This window comes from Mycobacterium stomatepiae (genome assembly GCF_010731715.1).
Classification (GTDB): Bacteria; Actinomycetota; Actinomycetes; order Mycobacteriales; family Mycobacteriaceae; genus Mycobacterium; species Mycobacterium stomatepiae.
Genome location: NZ_AP022587.1, coordinates 422,481 through 440,259 on the forward strand (window position 1 = coordinate 422,481; position 17,779 = coordinate 440,259).

At 65.1% G+C, this 17,779-nt stretch carries 19 protein-coding genes and 1 pseudogene; 9 read left to right on the forward strand and 11 right to left on the reverse strand.

The window, feature by feature from the left end; all coding sequences use genetic code 11:
* Positions 1–4 precede the first annotated feature (4 nt).
* The 5 genes from G6N54_RS02040 to G6N54_RS02060 all read right to left on the reverse strand — a co-directional run bounded on the left by G6N54_RS02040 (position 5) and on the right by G6N54_RS02060 (position 4,296).
* Positions 5–877: an ABC transporter permease gene (locus tag G6N54_RS02040; protein WP_163788370.1), complete on the reverse strand. Its 873-nt coding sequence runs from the start codon at positions 875–877 to the stop codon at positions 5–7.
* Between the two features lies 1 nt (position 878).
* Positions 879–1,673 carry an MlaE family ABC transporter permease gene (locus G6N54_RS02045; protein ID WP_163788371.1) on the reverse strand — a complete coding sequence of 265 codons (795 nt, stop codon included), beginning with the start codon at positions 1,671–1,673 and terminating at the stop codon, positions 879–881.
* 372 nt (positions 1,674–2,045) lie between these two features.
* Positions 2,046–2,708 (reverse strand): TetR/AcrR family transcriptional regulator, encoded by a 663-nt coding sequence (locus G6N54_RS02050; protein WP_163788372.1) that lies wholly within the window; start codon positions 2,706–2,708, stop codon positions 2,046–2,048.
* 86 nt (positions 2,709–2,794) lie between these two features.
* Positions 2,795–3,112: a hypothetical protein gene (locus G6N54_RS02055; RefSeq protein ID WP_163788373.1), complete on the reverse strand. Its 318-nt coding sequence runs from the start codon at positions 3,110–3,112 to the stop codon at positions 2,795–2,797.
* 188 nt (positions 3,113–3,300) lie between these two features.
* Positions 3,301–4,296: an Acg family FMN-binding oxidoreductase gene (locus tag G6N54_RS02060; RefSeq protein WP_163788374.1), complete on the reverse strand. Its 996-nt coding sequence runs from the start codon at positions 4,294–4,296 to the stop codon at positions 3,301–3,303.
* A 92-nt stretch (positions 4,297–4,388) separates the two neighbouring features.
* Here G6N54_RS02060 and G6N54_RS02065 point away from each other — a divergent pair, with 92 nt between their 5' ends.
* A complete protein-coding gene (locus G6N54_RS02065) occupies positions 4,389–5,360 on the forward strand; it encodes an aldo/keto reductase (RefSeq protein WP_163788375.1) in 972 nt (323 codons plus the stop codon).
* 7 nt (positions 5,361–5,367) lie between these two features.
* Here the strand turns inward: G6N54_RS02065 and G6N54_RS02070 are convergent, their stop codons facing one another.
* The gene (locus G6N54_RS02070) at positions 5,368–6,501 is read right to left on the reverse strand and encodes a phosphotransferase (protein WP_163788376.1); all 1,134 of its coding nucleotides are present in this window, start codon (positions 6,499–6,501) and stop codon (positions 5,368–5,370) included.
* Positions 6,502–6,573: 72 nt separating this feature from the next.
* Complete coding sequence (locus tag G6N54_RS02075) at positions 6,574–7,194, reverse strand: TetR/AcrR family transcriptional regulator (RefSeq protein WP_163788377.1); 621 nt, start codon at positions 7,192–7,194, stop codon at positions 6,574–6,576.
* 110 nt (positions 7,195–7,304) lie between these two features.
* Between G6N54_RS02075 and G6N54_RS02080 the strand changes: the two genes are divergently transcribed.
* Complete coding sequence (locus G6N54_RS02080) at positions 7,305–8,462, forward strand: DUF7064 domain-containing protein (protein ID WP_163794429.1); 1,158 nt, start codon at positions 7,305–7,307, stop codon at positions 8,460–8,462.
* Positions 8,459–9,529, forward strand: a complete 1,071-nt coding sequence (locus tag G6N54_RS02085) for a phosphotransferase family protein (RefSeq protein ID WP_163788378.1) — start codon at positions 8,459–8,461, stop codon at positions 9,527–9,529. The genes G6N54_RS02080 and G6N54_RS02085 overlap by 4 nt, the downstream gene beginning before the upstream one ends.
* An 11-nt stretch (positions 9,530–9,540) precedes the next feature.
* Here G6N54_RS02085 and G6N54_RS02090 read toward each other — a convergent pair whose 3' ends face one another.
* Both G6N54_RS02090 and G6N54_RS02095 read right to left on the reverse strand, forming a co-directional pair.
* Positions 9,541–10,653: an NAD-dependent epimerase/dehydratase family protein gene (locus G6N54_RS02090; RefSeq protein WP_163788379.1), complete on the reverse strand. Its 1,113-nt coding sequence runs from the start codon at positions 10,651–10,653 to the stop codon at positions 9,541–9,543.
* An 8-nt stretch (positions 10,654–10,661) separates the two neighbouring features.
* Positions 10,662–11,168: a nuclear transport factor 2 family protein gene (locus G6N54_RS02095; protein WP_372513283.1), complete on the reverse strand. Its 507-nt coding sequence runs from the start codon at positions 11,166–11,168 to the stop codon at positions 10,662–10,664.
* A gap of 197 nt (positions 11,169–11,365) precedes the next feature.
* On the opposite strand from G6N54_RS02095, the gene G6N54_RS02100 reads away from it, so the two are divergent.
* The 5 genes from G6N54_RS02100 to G6N54_RS02120 all read left to right on the forward strand — a co-directional run bounded on the left by G6N54_RS02100 (position 11,366) and on the right by G6N54_RS02120 (position 15,413).
* Positions 11,366–11,764, forward strand: coding sequence for a nuclear transport factor 2 family protein (locus tag G6N54_RS02100; protein ID WP_163788381.1), 399 nt, complete (start codon positions 11,366–11,368; stop codon positions 11,762–11,764).
* A 108-nt stretch (positions 11,765–11,872) separates the two neighbouring features.
* Positions 11,873–13,168 carry an acyl-CoA dehydrogenase family protein gene (locus tag G6N54_RS02105; RefSeq protein WP_163788382.1) on the forward strand — a complete coding sequence of 432 codons (1,296 nt, stop codon included), beginning with the start codon at positions 11,873–11,875 and terminating at the stop codon, positions 13,166–13,168.
* Positions 13,165–14,184 carry a zinc-dependent alcohol dehydrogenase family protein gene (locus tag G6N54_RS02110; protein WP_163788383.1) on the forward strand — a complete coding sequence of 340 codons (1,020 nt, stop codon included), beginning with the start codon at positions 13,165–13,167 and terminating at the stop codon, positions 14,182–14,184. Before G6N54_RS02105 ends, G6N54_RS02110 begins: the two co-directional genes overlap by 4 nt.
* 19 nt (positions 14,185–14,203) lie before the next feature.
* Complete coding sequence (locus tag G6N54_RS02115) at positions 14,204–14,788, forward strand: TetR/AcrR family transcriptional regulator (RefSeq protein WP_163788384.1); 585 nt, start codon at positions 14,204–14,206, stop codon at positions 14,786–14,788.
* 40 nt (positions 14,789–14,828) lie between these two features.
* Positions 14,829–15,413, forward strand: a complete 585-nt coding sequence (locus G6N54_RS02120; protein WP_163788385.1) for a TetR/AcrR family transcriptional regulator — start codon at positions 14,829–14,831, stop codon at positions 15,411–15,413.
* Here the strand turns inward: G6N54_RS02120 and G6N54_RS02125 are convergent, their stop codons facing one another.
* Positions 15,414–16,178 (reverse strand): SDR family NAD(P)-dependent oxidoreductase, encoded by a 765-nt coding sequence (locus tag G6N54_RS02125; RefSeq protein ID WP_163788386.1) that lies wholly within the window; start codon positions 16,176–16,178, stop codon positions 15,414–15,416. It abuts the gene before it with no gap.
* Positions 16,175–17,206, reverse strand: a complete 1,032-nt coding sequence (locus G6N54_RS02130) for a phosphotransferase family protein (protein WP_163788387.1) — start codon at positions 17,204–17,206, stop codon at positions 16,175–16,177. The genes G6N54_RS02125 and G6N54_RS02130 overlap by 4 nt, the downstream gene beginning before the upstream one ends.
* A gap of 333 nt (positions 17,207–17,539) precedes the next feature.
* Here G6N54_RS02130 and G6N54_RS02135 point away from each other — a divergent pair.
* A pseudogene (locus G6N54_RS02135) lies at positions 17,540–17,731 on the forward strand (acyl-CoA dehydrogenase family protein); the annotation flags it as partial.
* Positions 17,732–17,779: the final 48 nt, after the last annotated feature.

A 17,779-nucleotide genomic window follows, 5' to 3' on the forward strand; every position in this document is an offset into this window, starting at 1 on the left:
GCTGCTACACGGTGAGGTTGAAGTTCGGGCTCTTGCCGTAGACCGCCATGGCGGTCAGTACGACCACCACCACGATCGTGATCAACGACAGTCGCATCGACCGGCCGACGGCTTCACCGACGCCGACCGGCCCGCCGGTGGCGGTGTAGCCGTAGTAGCAATGGGTGGTCATCACGACGACCGCAACCAGGATCACCTCGGCAAACGACCAGCCCACGTCGGACAGGCGCAGGAAGGTATGGAAATAGTGGTTGTATGTGCCGATGGATTGCCCATAGAGCAAAACCGTGGTGAGTTGCTGGGATAGGAAAGCCATGGTCATCGCGAACCCGTAGAGCGGGACGATGACGATCAGACCGGCAACCACCCGGGTCGAAGCCAAGAAGGCGACCGACCGGATACTCATCACTTCCAGCGCGTCGATCTCCTCGCTGATGCGCATGGCGCCCAGTTCGGCGGTGGCGCCGGCGCCAACCGTGGCGGCGAGTGCCTGACCGGCGGCTACCGGAGCCACAAACCGCACGTTGACCAGTGCGGCCAGAAAACCGGTGAATGCTTCGACACCGATGTTGCCCAGCGTGGCGTATCCCTGGATCGCGACCAGCGAGCCTGCGGACAATGTGATGAAGCCGACGATGGCGGCGGTGCCGCCGACCACGGCCATCGCACCGGTTCCCATCCCCGTCTGGGCGACCATCCGCAGCAGCTCTTTGCGGTAGTGGTGCAGGGCGAAGGGGACCTGCCCGACCGTCGTGAGCGCGAACCAGACCATCTGCCCGACCTCGACCATCAGCCGCGCCGGGGCCTGCGCGTATCGAGCGAGGGCGCTCCACGGGAACCGGACGTGTGGTGCAGCAGCCGCAGTAACCCCGGTCATGTCAGCGCCCCGTTCCGAACCGGACACCGATGGTGGTCAGCGCCGCGTTGACGGCGAACAGGGCGATGAAACACAACACCACCGTCTCGTTGACGGCAGTGCCCAGGCCTTTCGATCCACCGCGGACGATCAGCCCGCGATAACAGCCGACCAGACCGGCGATCAGGCCGAACGTCGCGGCTTTGATGAACGCGATCACCACCTCGGGTAGACCGGTGAGCGCCGTCAACGTCGAGAGGTAAGCCCCACTCGAGACGTGCTGCAGGTACACGCTGAAGAGGTAGCCGCCGCCCAGGCCGACGGCGACCACGAGGCCATTGAGCAGCACCGCAACGATCGTCGAGGCGACGACGCGCGGCACGACCAGCCGGTGGATCGGATCGATGCCGAGCACCTCTAGGGCATCGATTTCCTCGCGGATGGTGCGTGCGCCGAGGTCGGCGCAGATGGCGGTGCCCCCGGCGCCGGCGACGACCAGCACCGTCACGATCGGGCCGAGCTGGGTGACCGCGCCGATCGCGGCACCGGCGCCAGAGACGTCGGCGGCGCCGATCTCGGCCAGCAGGAGGTTGAGCGTAAAGATGAGCAGCACGGTTTCCGGGATGGACACCGCGACGGTGGGCAGCAGCGAAACTCGCATCAGGAACCAGCCATTCCAGATGAACTCGCGCCATTCGAATGGTTGTCCCAGGGCTTTCGCGGTCAGCACACACATTCGGAAGAACCCGCCGGCTACTTCGGTGCCCGGTCGGATCCTGTCGAGTACTTTGCCACCGACTATGTGCGAGGCGGTCATCGGTGCTCGCGGAGTGACGAAATGAAACACGCGGCCGAGAAGATATTTGCGGAACCGAGGGGAGGGCGCAAAGGCGTGAATTCGTCGAGCCGAACTCCGGGGTCTGGGTCCCAGCCCCCCGGCTTGATGCCGCGCGCCTCTGCGTCACGCAGCAACTATGACATTAGACCGTACGGTCAGTCAATTAACCGAGGCATGGATTTGCCTGCCGGCGCATACCGACCTGCACCGATGTCCGAATGGCCGACGGGCGTGCAGTTCAAGCCCCTGGTCGGTCGCGCGCGGCGAACAATAGCCGGCTACGTTCGCAAAGTTATGCCGAAATAGCGGCAATCAACTAGCTTTTCGCGGCGAGCATGCTGTCGCCAGGGGTCAAGCTGCTACTTCGGCAAGGCATTCGCGCACCACCGAGACGACGTTTGCGCAGGGGTCCGCCCACTTGCTGAGGCCTAATCGGTCGAGCAACAGTCCGCCGAGAAACACGTCGACGAACGCGGCCCCGACTTGTTCGGGGGTGCGGGAGTCGGCGGGGTCGAACCAAACCCACATCCACTGCAGTGACCCCCACAGCTGCAGGGCCGCCAGTTCGACATCTACGGTTCGGAAAACGCCGCTGTTGATGCCATCGCGGATCGCGTCAATCGCGAGCGCTTGCAGTTGATGACGCAACGCGCGCACTTGCTGCATCGCCGGGTCGTCGGACAACTGAACCACCTCGCGCTGGCTTGCCACCGTCGCGTCGCGCGCGATTACCTGCAAGAACACAGAGGCGTAGATGATTGCCGCGATGCGTTCGTGCGGCGTGGCCAGCCGATCCCATACCATTCGCAGCGCATCGAGCTGCAGGCCAAGATGGGCTTCTTCAAGCTCGCGCAGCATCTGCGCTTTGGTCCCGAAGTGATGGACGATGGTGCCTTTGGACATACCGAGCTCGTCAGCGATGTCGCCCATATTCGTTCTGTCGTAACCACGTTCGGCGACATAACGGACAAAAGCGTCGAGAATCTCGGCGCGTCTGCCAGGCAATCGGGGCATCTCCAACCCTTCGGTTAACCGTACGAACGGTCTATCATAACCTCCGAACCGGCAAGGATCGGCCTACAGATTGCGTCGGCATGCCGTCATAGGGCCTGTAACGTCCTGGAGCCTTGTGATTCGTTCGGTGCCGTGACGACATATGTGTTCGCGCCAGGCGCAGACCGAATTTCTCCGGCGGTGTACACGGTCATGAGTTCCCTGCCATCACTGTCGGCGATGCATACGTAGGTGTCGCTCTCGGCGTCATACTCGCAGTTGTCCCAAGCCAAGACGAACGCTAAGCAATTGCCATCGCGATCCGTAACGACGAGCTTGTGTACACCCGACTCCTTGAGTAACTTGGCGTCCTGCGCGCGCTGCTGAGGGACCCGGTTGTTGTGGACCGTTACGCTGTTTGACATTTGCGTGCTCCTTTGGCGGTGTGATCTCCGTGTGGTCCGGCGCTCAAATGCATCCAATCCGCCGAACGTTACGCTCCGGATACCCCGCCGATCAGGGCATTACGGCCCCTCTAAGGAGGTCGTAAGTCGCATCGCGCACGGACGCGGAAAGTCGGGCCATGCCGACGGTAGGTGTGCGCGCTTTTCGATCAGCGAGGTGCGTCGGGGAGGAAGGTCAGAACGTCACCCAGTGGTCGCCGCGGTGTCATGGGGGGCGCGTCGTCGGCGGCGAGTGCTTCGCCGACACGGATCAAAAGTTGCGGCATAGCCGCTCGTCCGATCAGAGTCGCGATGAGATCGCGGCTGGCCCATAGCTCGGCGAGTTGGGTCAGAGTGCAGGTCGCCATCCCGGCCAACGTGCACTCCAACAACACCGCCGACAACGCCTCGCCGGTCCGCAGAGCGTCACTGGGAGTGTCGTCGTCGGTCGACAGAACGAGCACCGTGGATTGGTCTGGCCCGAGCGGGGCGGGCCGCTCGACGTGGCGGCTAACCGGGAAGGTCCTTCCGATGTCGACCTGATCATTCTCGGCCGCCGACAACAGCGAACTGCGCGGGATTCCGTCCGTGCTCTCGAAATGACCTGTCCACCAGTCTAATTCGTTGTGATACGAAGTATCGTAGAGCCGCAGAGACTCGGTGAGACGCGACGCTCGCGCTAATTGCGGCCGGACCTCGTCGGGAATCACGTCGAGGTGAATGGTGGCGGCCTCGATCGCGTTGCGCAGCGTTGGTTCCAGAACTTCCCAGTTTCTCGGTGGGGAGAAGGGCAGCCGATCGGTGCGGCGGTGCGCAATCGCGTCCGCGCGTCGGCGAAGCTGATCGGTGACGGGACGCAGCGGGCTGAGATCGAGCGACGCGAGATGATCGACGTTGCCAGGGTCGGGAAAGATGTCGACGTGGCTTGCCCACCCCGCTGCTGCCAACGCCACGCGCAGGTGGTCGAGTACGGCGCCGCAGCTAATCAGAGCTTCCCGGCCTGACTTGTCGGCGGCCGGCAGACTGCGACTGTTATCGATGTAGAGGAGCAACCGCGAGCCGGTGGCTACCCACCGCCACGGCTGACTGTTGTGCAGAGACGGGGCCCGGCAGGCTAACTGCACGGCGTCCCTGAGTACGTCGGTGTCCACCAACGCATCCGGCATGATCGACCTCCAATCTAAGGTCAATCGTGGAGCATCAGCACGGGCGGCGCCAGGGTCGTTGGTCCTCGAGTCCACGAACAGGAGAACGTGCCATGAAACAGGCTCAGCTCGGCGACCTGCAGGTCGGCCGCATCGGCTTGGGCGCAATGGGCATGTCCGCCGCCTACTCGATCGGGGGCTTCGACGACGCCGAATCCATTCGCACGGTGCACCGCGCAATCGATCTCGGCGTCACACTGATCGACACCGCCGAGGTGTACGGCCCCCTCGTCAACGAGGAGCTGCTCGCCCGCGCCCTGCGGGGCAAGCGGGACAGGGTGGTGCTGGCCACCAAGTTCGGCTTGATCTCGCACACCGGACGCGACACCCTCGACAGCAGTCCCGCGAGCATCCGAATCGCGGTCGACGGATCGTTGAAAAGGCTGGCCACCGACCACATCGACCTGTACTACCAGCACCGCCTCGATCGCGGCACCCCGATCGAGGAGACCGTCGGGGCGTTGGCCGAGTTGGTGGGTGCCGGCAAGATTCGACACATCGGACTCTCCGAAGTGGGTGTGAACACGATCCGCCGCGCACACGCGGTGCACCCCGTCGCCGCAGTGCAATCGGAATACTCCTTGTGGACCCGCGATCCCGAAGACGGCATCCTGGCGGTGCTGCGTGAGCTGGGAATCGGGTTCGTCCCGTACTCACCACTGGGCCGCGGGTTCCTCACCGGCGCAATCCGATCCAACGCGGAGCTTCCCGACACCGATTACCGTAAGACCAATCCGCGCTTCTTCGACGAGAACTTCGACCACAACCTCCGCAGCGCGGACGAGCTTCGCGAGATCAGCGCCGACATCGGTGCCACCCCGGCGCAGGTTGCACTGGCCTGGCTGCTGGCCAGGGGATCCGACATCGTGCCGATTCCCGGAACGAAAAAGGTTGCCCGCCTTGAGGAAAACGTCGCAGCCGATCGCATCGAGCTCTCGGCTGAGCAGCTGGCGCGACTGGACCAACTCACCCCGGCCGCAGGCGGACACCACGCCGAAGCGCAAATGGGATGGATCGACCGCTAGTCGTTGCTTACAGCGAACCCTTCAGCGCGGCAACGGTTTCCAGGTCTTCGAGGGCCGCGACACCGCGTCGCAAGCCCTCCATTGCGATGTCTTCGACCTGCATTCCGCCCATTCCCGCGGTGATCAGCGGTGCGACATAGGCGTACAGGGCGCCCTGCCGGTAGCGCAGCCAGAGCTCTTCGCGGTCCAGGCTGGGTCCACCCGCCGCGGCCAGCGCGCGTCGGTAGACGTCGAGCAGCTCACGCTGAACGCCCTGGCGGTCTTCCGGTGTGAGGCTGGTGACCAGCGTGTAGGCCAGTTCGCGGGAAGGATGGCCGCGCCGCACCGCCTGCCAATCCAGCAGTCCGGCCTCGCCGTCGCGGAAGTACACGTTGCCCGGATGGGCGTCGCCGTGCATCACGGTATGTGGAGGAGTGTCGATCACCGCGGCGACGGCGCGATAGTTCTCGGCGATGAACCGGCCATTTTCCACCGGGATAGCGGTGCGCTCGCTGAGTCGCTTCATCGAGGTTGTCATCAGCGAGCCGGTCAACAGGGAAGTGACGTCACCCGACGGCGTGTAGAGCCACCCCAGTGAACCGGGTCCGTTGTGGCGCATGCGGTCCCAGAAGGTTCCGTGCACGGTCGCCAGCAGCTCGACAAGCAGGCCGGCCTGGTCGGTGGACAACGGGTGCAACGTATCGGGGAAGACGCACGACTCGGGAAGGTCTTCCAGCACGAGCAGGTACCGACCGGTCCACGTGTCGAATGCCGCGCCGTGGGCGACCGGGACACCGGGCAGCTCGGGGGCGAGCTGGCTGTAGAAGCGCACCTCGGTGTTGCCCAGCCGGCCCAGCTCACCCATCAGCCGGGTCGCGGCGGACTGCGCGGTGATCTTGACGAATACCGACTCCGGTACGTCATCGCCGGTCAGCACCAGTCGTGCCCGTGACGACGTGCCGGCGTCGCTGGCCAGCACGCGGATCGACCTGACGTTGCGGCCCATCACACGGGAGAGCGCCGCGGTGTTGAGGTCGCCGACCGTGCGGGGCATTCCGGCTCGACTACCGACGACGGCGTCGGCCGTCACCCGGCCGATTCCCCGGCCGAGATGTGCGGCCAGGCCGACGACGGAAAGGGCCTGTTCAACGGCGTTTGTCATGACTGTCCATCCTGTGCGCGCCGGCGGTCAAGACAAAAATAGACTTATGCCTGGACACCAGACAAAATCAGGTTAATGTCTGACCTGTGGCACTAGGGTCCGAACCAGAAATTGCTCGACGAATACGCGCTTGTCAGCCATGGCGCGGTGCCGCCACGCCGGCGCCAGCAGGAAAAGCGTCGCCGCGGTCAGCCACTGGACGATGGAGCGGGGATCGAGGTCGGCGTGCAGCCTGCCCGCTTCCTTCCACCGCTGCAGCAGTGGCCCATAGTGCACCAGGAGCAGTTCCACCATTGGTTCGGATCCCAGTTGCAGGGCCGCGGGTACCGCGGTGCTCCCTGCGGCGAACAGCGCCTCGTTCAACGGGTTGCCCTCCACCGACTCCACCCGCGCCAGCACCATCTCCGGCAACGAGCGCACCGGGTCGTCGGGGTGACGCAGCGAGCCGACCAGTTCACGCAGCGCCGTGTCGACCCGCGCCAGCATCAAACCCAACAGCACCTCGTCACGATTGGGGAAGTACCGGTAGACGGTCGAACGGGAGACCCCGGCCTCATCGGCCACCTCGGCCATTCGGATCTGGGCGTCACCCCGGCGCACGATGCACCGGCCCGCGGCATCGAGCAACCGCCTGCGCGCCTCCTCGTCATCGAGGATCGCTCGGTCGTCGCCCCACCACCGACTCGGCTCCATGGCAGCGATAGTAGGGGGTGTGTTGTGCCATTGAGTATCTGATGCGCGAGGTTTCGTCAAAAACCTTTCATCGATGTGGGTTTCTCGCTAAAACAATTCGATGACAATGGATTTCGCTATTCGGCAGAAAGGCATTTCATGGGTTATGCGCCGCCGACGAGTCATTCACTCATCAGCTGCCGACGACCTTCGACCACGTGCACGATGCCGATCCGACCTGGTCGGATCGCTGCTACTTCTTCGCCGCCTCGCCGGACGGCTCCCTGCTGCTGGCCAGCGGCTACGGCAATAACCCGAACACCGGTACCGGCTTGGGATACGTCAAGGTCAGCCGGGCCGACGGCCGGCACTGGGATCTACTGGCCGGCCGCCCGATTGGCGGTGTCGGTCGCGGCGATCTGAGTGCCGGGCCGATGCGCTGGACCTGTGTCGAACCCCTGAAGAAGTGGCGTCTGGACGTGGAGCCCAACGATTCCCGCATCGCGTGGGAGCTCTATTACGAGCCCACCGCGCCGATGTGGGAGCTGTTGCCGATGAAGGTGCACGGCAAGGACGGCCGGGTGCTGGCCGACATGTATCACATGAAAGAGCCGGGGCGGTGGACCGGCTGGGTCGAGATCGACGGCGAGCGGGTCAGCGTCGACGGATTCCAAGGCGGCCGGGATCGCACCTTCGGGGTGCGGGTCTCCGACAAGATCGACTTCTGGCTCTGGCTCGACGCCGGCTTCGAAGACCGCGCGATCGAGGCCTGGATCATCGAATCCTCGGATGGCACAGTCAATTACGTAGACGGCGGTATCACCTACCACAACGGCGCGCTGTCGAGACGGTTTGTGAAGATCGAGCATGACGTCGAATTCGACGCCGCGTTCAAGCGGCCTGCCCGAGCGGTGCTCGTCTTCACCGACGAGGACGGCAAGGCCCACCGGGTCACCGCCGACACTCCATACCAGCACGTCAACGCGTATTACGGACTGCCGATGGCGCACTGCCAATATCAGGACCTGGGCGGTGGCGGGTACTTCATCCACTTCCAGTGGGACAGCAACGATTCCGCGCAACTAGCCGAGACCGAAGGCAAATCGATGGCGCTGGATCAGCTGATGCGCTTCAAACTCGACGGCGATACCGGTTGGGGCATCTTCGAGCTGCTGATGGGCGGTGAATGCTATGCCCGCTACCCGAACTGGACCGCGATGGACATGTCGGCCTTCACTCAGGAAAGGACGCCGGTCGAGCGGATGTCCGACGACGGACTCCGTCAATGACACGGGACGCCCATGTCGCCGAACGGTTGACCACCTGGCTGCGCACCCAACTTCCCGATCCCGATGAGGTCCGCGTCGAGGGCCTCGATCGGGTGGACTTCGGGCACTCCGCCGAGATGATGGTGCTCACCGTCGTCGCGGGGGACACCCGCCGTGATGTGGTGCTGCGGCTGCGCCCCCAACCGCCGGCGCTGTTGGAACCCTACGACCTCGCCCGGCAGTTTTCGATCCTGCGTGCGTTGCAGGACAGCGCGGTTCGTGTTCCGCGAGCGCTGTGGCTCGAGGACACCGGGGCCGTCCTCGGACGGCCGTTCTTCGTGATGGAACGGGTCGGCGGCGAGGTCTACGAAATGGAAGCCCCGCCCGACGCGGCGGCGACGGTGGCGCGGATGTGTCAAAGCCTGGCCGAACACCTTGCGGCAATCCATTCCGTCGACATCGAGCAGACCGGGCTCGACGCGCTCGACGACGGCAGCGACCACCTGCGTCGCGAACTCGACCATTGGGCAACCGAAATGGACCGGATCAGACGGGATTCATTGCCCGCGCTGGAACGGCTCCTGCAGGAGTTGCGAGACAGCCAACCGGAGCCGTACCCGAAAATCACGCTGGTGCACGGAGATGCCAAACCGGGCAACTTCGCGTTCACCGGCGGGGAAGTCAGTGCGGTCTTCGACTGGGAGATGACCACCGTCGGTGACCCTCTGACCGACATCGGTTGCCTCGAACTGCTCTGGATGCAGCCCGTCGGCATCAGCAGCCACCCTGACGCTCTGGACATCGAGGCACTGCTCGAGCATTACCAAGCGGCCAGCGGGATCACGCTGCGGAACCGTTCCTGGTACCGAGCGTTCAACGCGTACAAGATGGCCGTCATCTGCCTGATCGGCGCGATGCTGGTCGACGGCGGGCACAGCGACGATCAGAAGCTGATGCTCGCCGCGTACGGCACCTCGATGCTGACCCAACTGGGGCTGTCCGAGCTGGGCATCTCCGAGGCCATCGACGACGGTCCGGTGCTGCCGCGCGAGGAACGGATCCAGGCACTACAATCGGACGCCCTCTAGCAGGCGCTGGGCTACTCCGCTTGCCGGTCGGCGCGCGCCAGCACGCTTGGGCCGTAATGCTTTTCGATCAGGGTCCACGGGTCGGCGTAGGGTCCTCGTCCTTCGATCCGGCGTTGCAGCTTCAACAGGACTCGCAGCACCGGCCTCAGTATCGGACCGAGCACCCGCAGAATAGTCCGTCTGGGGCCCTGTGATTCGGCGAGCCAGGTGACGGTTTGGGGCCAGTCGTGCTGTTGGAAGTCAAGCAGCGCTTGTGCTTCGGTGGTGTCATACCAGCCGGTAAAACTCCAGCCGCGGTAGTCGTCGGGATCACCGGGCAGGCTGGCCGACGGGCCCAGCCGGCCCAGGCCGACCGCCGTCATGATGTCGTCCTCGAAGTCGCGGTGTGCCAACACATACGACTCGTTGCCGCCGATGAGCAGTACTTTGCCCGCGATCGTGGCCTCCCGATCCACACCGTTGGCGAACGCCAGCGCGACGTCGCGCGCGTCCACGCCGTGCATGCGGTTGTCGCCCGGCATCGAGCGCATGATCAGCAGGTGGTCGCCGCTGATGCTCGACTGGGTATCCGGGGAGATGACCCCGGCTAGTCGAAACAGGGCATAGGGCACACCGCTGGCGCGGATTGCCGCCTCGGCCATTACCTTGTCCTGACCGTAATGGTCGATGGGGCTCACCGGGGTGTCCGGCGTTATCCGCTCCGGGTGGCGGTGGGGGTTACGGGATCCGTACACGCCTGCGCTGGATGCCATCAGGAACAGTGGTGGGCGAGCCAGTCCGGCGGCGGCGGTCAGCACGTTTTCGGTTCCGCCCACATTGACCTTTCTGGCCAATGCCGGGTTGCGGTACGAATGTGTCGCCAGCATCGCCGCGAGATGAATGATCGCGTCGGGCTGGTGCCGGGTGATCAGCTCGCGCACCGCGTCGCCGTCGGTCAAATCGATGTAGGCCGGCACAAACGGCCCGGCCGGCGCGCCTGCGGACAATTCTTCTTCTGCCGCGAGGGTTTTGTCGCTGCGCAGGTCGACGGCGATGACGGTCCGGCCCCGATCGAGCAGAATCCGCACACACCGCCGGCCGACTTGCCCGAAGGCGCCGGTGACCAAGATGGTGTCGACGGTCATGAAGTCTCCTATTTCTCCAGCAGCCGATTGGCGAACCGGGCGGCCGTTTTGCGGATCCGGTCGGAAACGTAGAACGAGAAAACCGGCGTAACGACGTCCTCGCGCAGCCGAGTTAGCTTGGAGCTCTTGATAAGCCACTGCCCGGCAAGATTTTCGTAGCTCTCGTGGTAGTGGCCGTAGCCCACCAGGTGAAGCCCGGGCCCGAACCGCACGACGTCTTGCAGCGCCCAGACCCCCCGCGCCGTCGTCGCCGACGTGAGTTCGATCTCGGGAGCATGCACCTGATGCGTGGTGGCCTGCCAACGGCGTCCGATGCTCTTGCGGGTGAACGCGACGAAGTCGTCAGCGCCGGCGATCAGCTTGCCACCCGCCTTGGAGGTGTCGCTGACAAAGTCGTCGGTAAAGAGCGCACGCCACGCGGCCCAGTCCTTGGTGTCCAGGTACCGGCAGTAGCAGGCTTTGAGCTGCTTGATGGACTCGATTGCCAGCAGCGTGGCGGCGTGGCCGTCAGCGATCACATCGTTCGCACTCTCGTCATTGCGGCTCGATTCTGGTGTACCGGTGTTTCCCGATGTCACGCCCCAGCCTGACATTCCCGCGCGAACCGCACATCGGCGGGGCGGATATCGGGCCGGGTTCGAGCGATCGCACCAGGTAAAAGCGAAATCGATGTTATTTTAAGAGCCCGTTACGGGTGCCTGGGAGGGGCGGTATGACAGAGTCGTCGACGCGCGAGTTGCTCGCCGCGCTCGTGGCCGCGTTCGGTGACGCCGAGCGCGTCACCGAATTGCTGGCGCCCAAGGCGCAGTGGTGGATCACCCCGACCGTTGGTGTGCTGGGCAGCCCGACGGTGGGTCGCGAAGCGATCCGCGCCGGCATGCGCATCATCTTCGGCCAGCTGTACGCCGACGTGCAGACGACCGTGCACCGTCTGGTCTGCGAGGACGACACGGGTGCCGCCCGCTTCACGATGCGGGCCACCGCGCTATTCGCCGGCGGGCAACCCTACGAGAACGAGTACAGCGTGTGGATTCAGGTGCAGGACGGATTGATCATCCGGGTGTGGGAGTACCTCGACGTCGCCTACGCGACAGGCCAATTCAGCTCCTGATTTCGACTCTCGGGTGTTGCGCCCTCGCATGACCACGATGATTACACTGTGATCTCAGTGTGAGGAAGTGCCGATGTCGCCGGCGTGCGACCGATGGTGAGGAGCCCGATGGCCTGGGATTTCGAAACGGATCCGGAGTTCGCCGAAAAGCTCGCGTGGATGCGCGATTTCATCGATAGCGAGGTCATCCCGCTGGAACCGATCCTCGCCGAGATCACACCCGAGCAGTGGCAGCCGGTCAAGCGCTATCTGCAGGACAAGGTCAAGGCACAGGGGTTGTGGGGACTGTTCCTCGATCCCAGCCTCGGCGGCGCGGGGCAGGGGCAGCTCAGGCTCGCGCTGATGTCGGAGATAATCGGACGCTGCATGGTGTCGATGGAGTTGTTCGGCGTCCAGGCACCCGACAGCGGGAACATGGAGTTGCTCGCGCACGGCGCGACCGACGCGCAAAAGCAGCGCTGGCTGTACCCCAACCTCAACGGGGAAATATCCAGTGCGTTCGCGCTGACCGAGCCGTTCCTGGCCGGCGCCGACCCTACCGTCATCGCCACCACCGCCGTGCTCGACGGCCAGGACTGGATCATCAACGGCCACAAGTGGTTTACCACCAATGCGTCCTGCGCCGACATCATTTTGGTGGTCGCCGAGACCGACCCAGCCGGCCGCCCGCACCGGCACGCTTCGATATTCGTGGTGCCGGCCGGAACGCCGGGGCTGGAGATCGTCCGCGACATCCCGACCATGGCCCACCCCGAACCGGAGTTCGGCAGGCGGGGCAATCACGCCGAGGTGGTGTTCACCGATTGCCGGGTGCCCGCGGATCATCTGATCGGCCCGCGCGGTGGCGGCTCTGTGCTGGCACAACAGCGACTGGGCGGCGGCCGAATCCATCACTCGATGCGCTGGCTCGGGCAGGCGCAGCGCGCCCTCGACATCATGGGTGAGCGCGCGGTGTCGCGCCGTTCGCACGGCCGACTGCTGGGCGAACATCAAATGGTGCAGGACTATATCGCGCTGTCGCACACCGAGATTCAGGCCGCAAGACTACTGACGTTCCAGACGGCGTGGAAAATGGACCGCTTCGGCGCGGGAGAGATCCGTGCCGAACTGGGAATGATCAAAGCCCACGTATCGAAGGTGGTGCTCGCCGTCCTCGACCGCACCATCCAGGTGTGCGGGGCACTGGGGTATTCAGGGGACCTGCCCGTCGAATCCTGGTATCGGATGACACGATTCGGATCGATCAGCGATGGGCCCGACGAACTGCACAAGTCGGTGCTGGCCCGGCACGTGCTCAAGAAGTACCAGCCGGTACAGGGCTGGCCTACCGACCATCTGCCGTCGCGGCGGCCGGCGGCGGAACACAAGTGGAAGGAACTACGCAAGGAGGCGGGCGTCGCGTGAGCATTCCGGATCGTCAGCGAGCCATCGTCATGACCGGGCCCGGCGAGCCCGTCCAGACCGTCGAAATCCCGGTGGAGCAGCCCGCCGCCGGGCAAGCGCTGGTCAAGGTCAACGCCTCGAGCCTCAACTACCACGACAACGTCAATCTGCTGGGCCTGCTGCCCGGGCCGTGGCCGCGCGTGCCGATGACCGACGGAGCCGGGGAAGTGGTCGCGACCGGGCCGGGAGTCGACGAGCTGCGGCCGGGCGATCGCGTGATGGGGGCGTTTCACCCGGGCTGGCACGACGGGCCGCCCACTCCGAAGGTCAAGCATGAGGTGCCCGGCGACAACTGCGACGGGTGGTTGCAGCAATATCGCGTCGCCGATGTCGCGGGCCTGGTTCGCACGCCCGCGCACCTGTCCGACGTCGAAGCCGCGACGATCCCATGCGCGGGTGTGACGGCGTGGAGTGCGTTGGTGGAAGCCAACATCGGCGAAGGCGACGTCGTGGTGACCCAGGGCACCGGCGGGGTATCGCTGTTCGCCGTCCAGCTCGCCCGGGAGCGGGGCGCCACCGTGATCCTGACCTCGTCGTCCGACGAGAAGCTCAAGATCGGATCTGATTTAGGCGCAACGCATCTCGTCAACTATCGGACCACCCCGGACTGGGAGACCGAGGTGAAGCGACTGACCGACGGTCGTGGTGCCCGGCTCGTCGTCGATCTCGGCGGACCCGCGACGCTGGCGCAGTCCCTGCATTCGGCAGCCGTCGGCGGCACGATCGCGGTGATCGGTGTGCTCAGCGGATTCGACATGGCGTCCATCGCGGTCGCCGAGGTGATGCTGAACAACTTGCGCGTCATCGGAATCACGGTGGGCAGCGTGCGCGCTCACCGCGAGATGTGCGAGGTGGTGTCCAGGGCCGGCATCAAACCACACATCAGTCACGTCTTCGACTGGGAGCAGCTCGACGAGGCGCTGCGGGTGATGCGGGCCAATGAACATGTCGGCAAAATCGCCCTGACCATGCCGTAGCTTACCGAGGAGGCCAGACGTGCCCAGCGAACTGGAGCTCGACGCGGACCAGATCGTCGCTGCCGCAGTGGAAATCATGCGTGAAAGCGGACTGGACGCGATCAGCATGCGCAGCGTGGCGAGCCGCTTGGGTGTCACGCCGCCGCCGGTCTACTCCCGGATTGGCAACAAGGACGCGCTGATCGACGCGGTCGCTGAGCATATGCTCGACGACCTGGCTCCCGAGCTGGAACGCGATGAAACCTGGCCTGACTACGCGCGCCGCTGGACCCGCCAACTGCGGGCACGGCTGACCGACGCCGCGGACAGCCGGCTCTTCCTGCAGGCCAAGCGTCCGGCCTACCTGAAAGCATCGCGCCCGCTGCTGAAAAGCATGCGACGCGACGGCATGTCGACCGACATGTCGGTGCGCGCCTGCCGGATGTTGACCTGGGCGACCGTGGGTTTCGTCGCCATGGACCATCCACCGAGCACGAAGTCGACCCGCGGGCGGGGTCGGCTTGCCGGCAGCGACCCGGCGGGAGTGACCCGCGAGGAGGTCGACGAGTTGTTCGCCGTACACATCGACTACCTGATCGAAGGTATTCGCCGCGACAGTGCTTAGCCTGCGGTGTCGGCACGGCCAGGGCTTGTACGATGCAGCGATGGCCAAGCCGCTGATCCCGGCCGACGACATCCTCACGCACGCGCTGGACCTGCTGGATTCCGAAGGCGTCGAGGCTCTCAGCGTCCGTCGACTATCGGCCGCGTTGAAGATCTCACCGCGGACGCTGTATCAGCAAGTCGGCAATCGCGAGGCATTGATCAGGGCGCTGGTCGCCCGCCACTTTGCCCAGCTGAAACTCGACTTCAAGGAATACGAGACCTGGGAGTCGACGGCGCTGCACTGGTGCCAGGCCCTGCACGACGCCCTTCGTGCCCATCCGTTTCTGACCGAGCTGATGACCATCGACGACCGCAGCGCAGTTACGGATTACGTCAATGCTCTACTCGAAGCCACTCTGCAGGAAGGGATTCCGCGCCCGCTGGCCACCGAGTGCTGCCGCGGCCTGGCGCATATGACGATCAATCATTCCATTGTCGACGTGCACGGGCTGCGTGAATCGACGCGCTCCGAAGCCGAGACGGCCAAGATCGAGCAGAACTTTCCCCGGCTGGTCGAGTGGGTGATCTCCGGGGTGCGGGCAGAGGCGAGCGGCGTCGACGCCAAGGCGGGCCGGGCCCGCTGATCAGCCGGAGACGCCGCCGTCAATGGTCATCAGTGACCCGGTGGTGTAGCTCGACGCGTCGGAGAGCAAATAGACGATGGCCCCGACGATCTCGTCGGGCCGGCCGACCCGTCCGAGTGCGATGCGGCGCACCAGCTCCGGCAGGAGGTCGGGGTTGCGGACGAAGCCCGACGCCGCGTCGGTGTCGAACGTACCGCAGATAATTCCGTTGACCCGCACGCCGGCATCGGCGTATTCGAGGGCCGTGGCGGTGGTCAGCGCATTCAGGCCGGCCTTGGCCGCGGCGTAGACCGCGGTGACCGGGGTGGGCTTCACCGACGCCAGCGAACTGATGTTGACGATCGACCCGCCTCCGGTTGCGGCCATCGCCGTGGCGGCCAGCGCCGTCAACCGGCTCGGGCCTTTCAGATTGACGCCGATCACCTTGTCGAACAACATCTCTGAGGTATCCAGCAGAGAGGCGGCAAGCGGACTCATCCCGGCGTTGTTGACCAACGCGTCAAGCCGGCCCCAATGCGAAACGGCGGCCTCGATGACGCCGGGCAACGATTTCCAATCGCCGACATGGCACGCCAGCGGATGAGCCTGCCCGCCCGATTCGGCGATCGTCGCGGCCAGTGCCTCACACGAGGCGATCTTTCGGCTCGCGATCACCACCCGGGCGCCGCGCTCGGCCAGCCCGACACTCATCGCGGCGCCCAGTCCACGGCTGCCGCCCGTGACGAGGACAACCCGGTCGGCCACGTCGAACAGGTGGTCGGTCATTTCGCGAACCTGCTCGCGCGGCTGAGTAATTCATCGATGACCGGCCCGAAGAACTCGTGGACCGGATTGCGGGACTCGCCACGCAAGAACTTGGCGTAGGATGCGTCGAGGACGATCGCCAGCTTCCACGCGCTGAACACCTGATACCAGTCGAATTGCGACAGGTCGCGTCCGGTGGCCTCGGCGTACCGCGCGATCAGTTGATCCGGAGTCTGGCAGTGATCGCGGTCCATGCCGTGCGGTGCGTCCGGCGATCCCTGGGCGATCGGGTTGCCCGCCTCGGGCCAGAAAATCATCGCCCAGGCCAGGTCGATCAGAGGATCGCCCACCGTGGTCATCTCGAAATCGACGACGCAGGCGATCCGAGGTGGCGGTGCCGGCGCCCAGATGACGTTGTCCAGCTTGTAGTCCCCGTGCATCACCGTGAGGTCGCCGTCGGCGAGCAGCCTATCGCGCAGCCAGCCGGCGAGTTCGTCGACGCCGTCCAGATCGCGGGCCCGGTACCGAGCCAGCTGCGCCAGCCACCGGTCGACCTGGCGCGGCAGAAATCCCTGCGGATGAGACAGTTCGGCCAGCGCGGTGTCCGTCCATTCGACCGCGTGCAGCGCAACCAGGGTGTCGATCAGCTGTTCGCCGATCCGGCCGTGCGACGCCGGATCGCGATGCAGCACTTCGGGAAGCCCGTCGCGGCGGATCACTCCACCGTCGACGTACGACATCACGAAAAACGGGGCGCCGAGGATGGCGGGATCGTCGCTGCGCGCCAGCACGGCGGGCACCGCTATCCCTGCCGCGCCGAGCGCCTCCATGATCCGCGCCTCGCGGATCACTTGATGAGCGGTGTCGGAAACCGCGGCCAGTGGCGCCCGGCGCACCACCCAGGCCTGTCCCAGCCGGTCGAGGCGGAACATCTCGCAGCTGCCGCCCCCGCGAATCGGGGTCACCGACACGTCGGCGGGCTCACCCGTGGCCTCGGCCAGCCAATCGCGAAACCGCGCGACATCGAAACTCGTTGCGGCAACACTCATGCGCCGACCCTCCGATCGCCCGGTTAAAATAACGACGATTCCGTAAATCTAGCAGTCCGGGATACATGATCGACCTAGACAGTCAATTGCGTCGAGTCTGCGCGCGGGACGCAAATCTCGGGGTTTCTCGCCGTGGGCGCGGGCTCAAAGCCTTGAACGCGTACTCGGGCCGGTTGGCGACGCGTCCGAAGTCATCGATCTGTACAGTCCTAGACCGGTGCTGTACAGTCGCCCAGCACAAGCTCAAGGTTCGGGCACGACGACGGCGCCGGGAGGTCATCGGCGATGACGCACAGACGAATTCGGCACCGCAGGTGAGCATGGGGACCGCTGGTGACCGCTGAAACCGTCGCGGAGTTTCGCCGCCGGGCCAGGGCCTGGTTGGCCGCCAATATGCCGCGTCAGGGTCCCGCCGAAGCCGCGCTTCTCGAACGCGACGCAGAGGCGTCCTGGCACCGGGCGCGTGAACTGCAAAAAATGTTGTACGACGGCGGATTCGCCGGCATCTGTTTCCCGCGCGAGCATGCCGCCGACCGCGGCGTGCCGTTCAATCAAGCGCGGCGAAGCAGACCG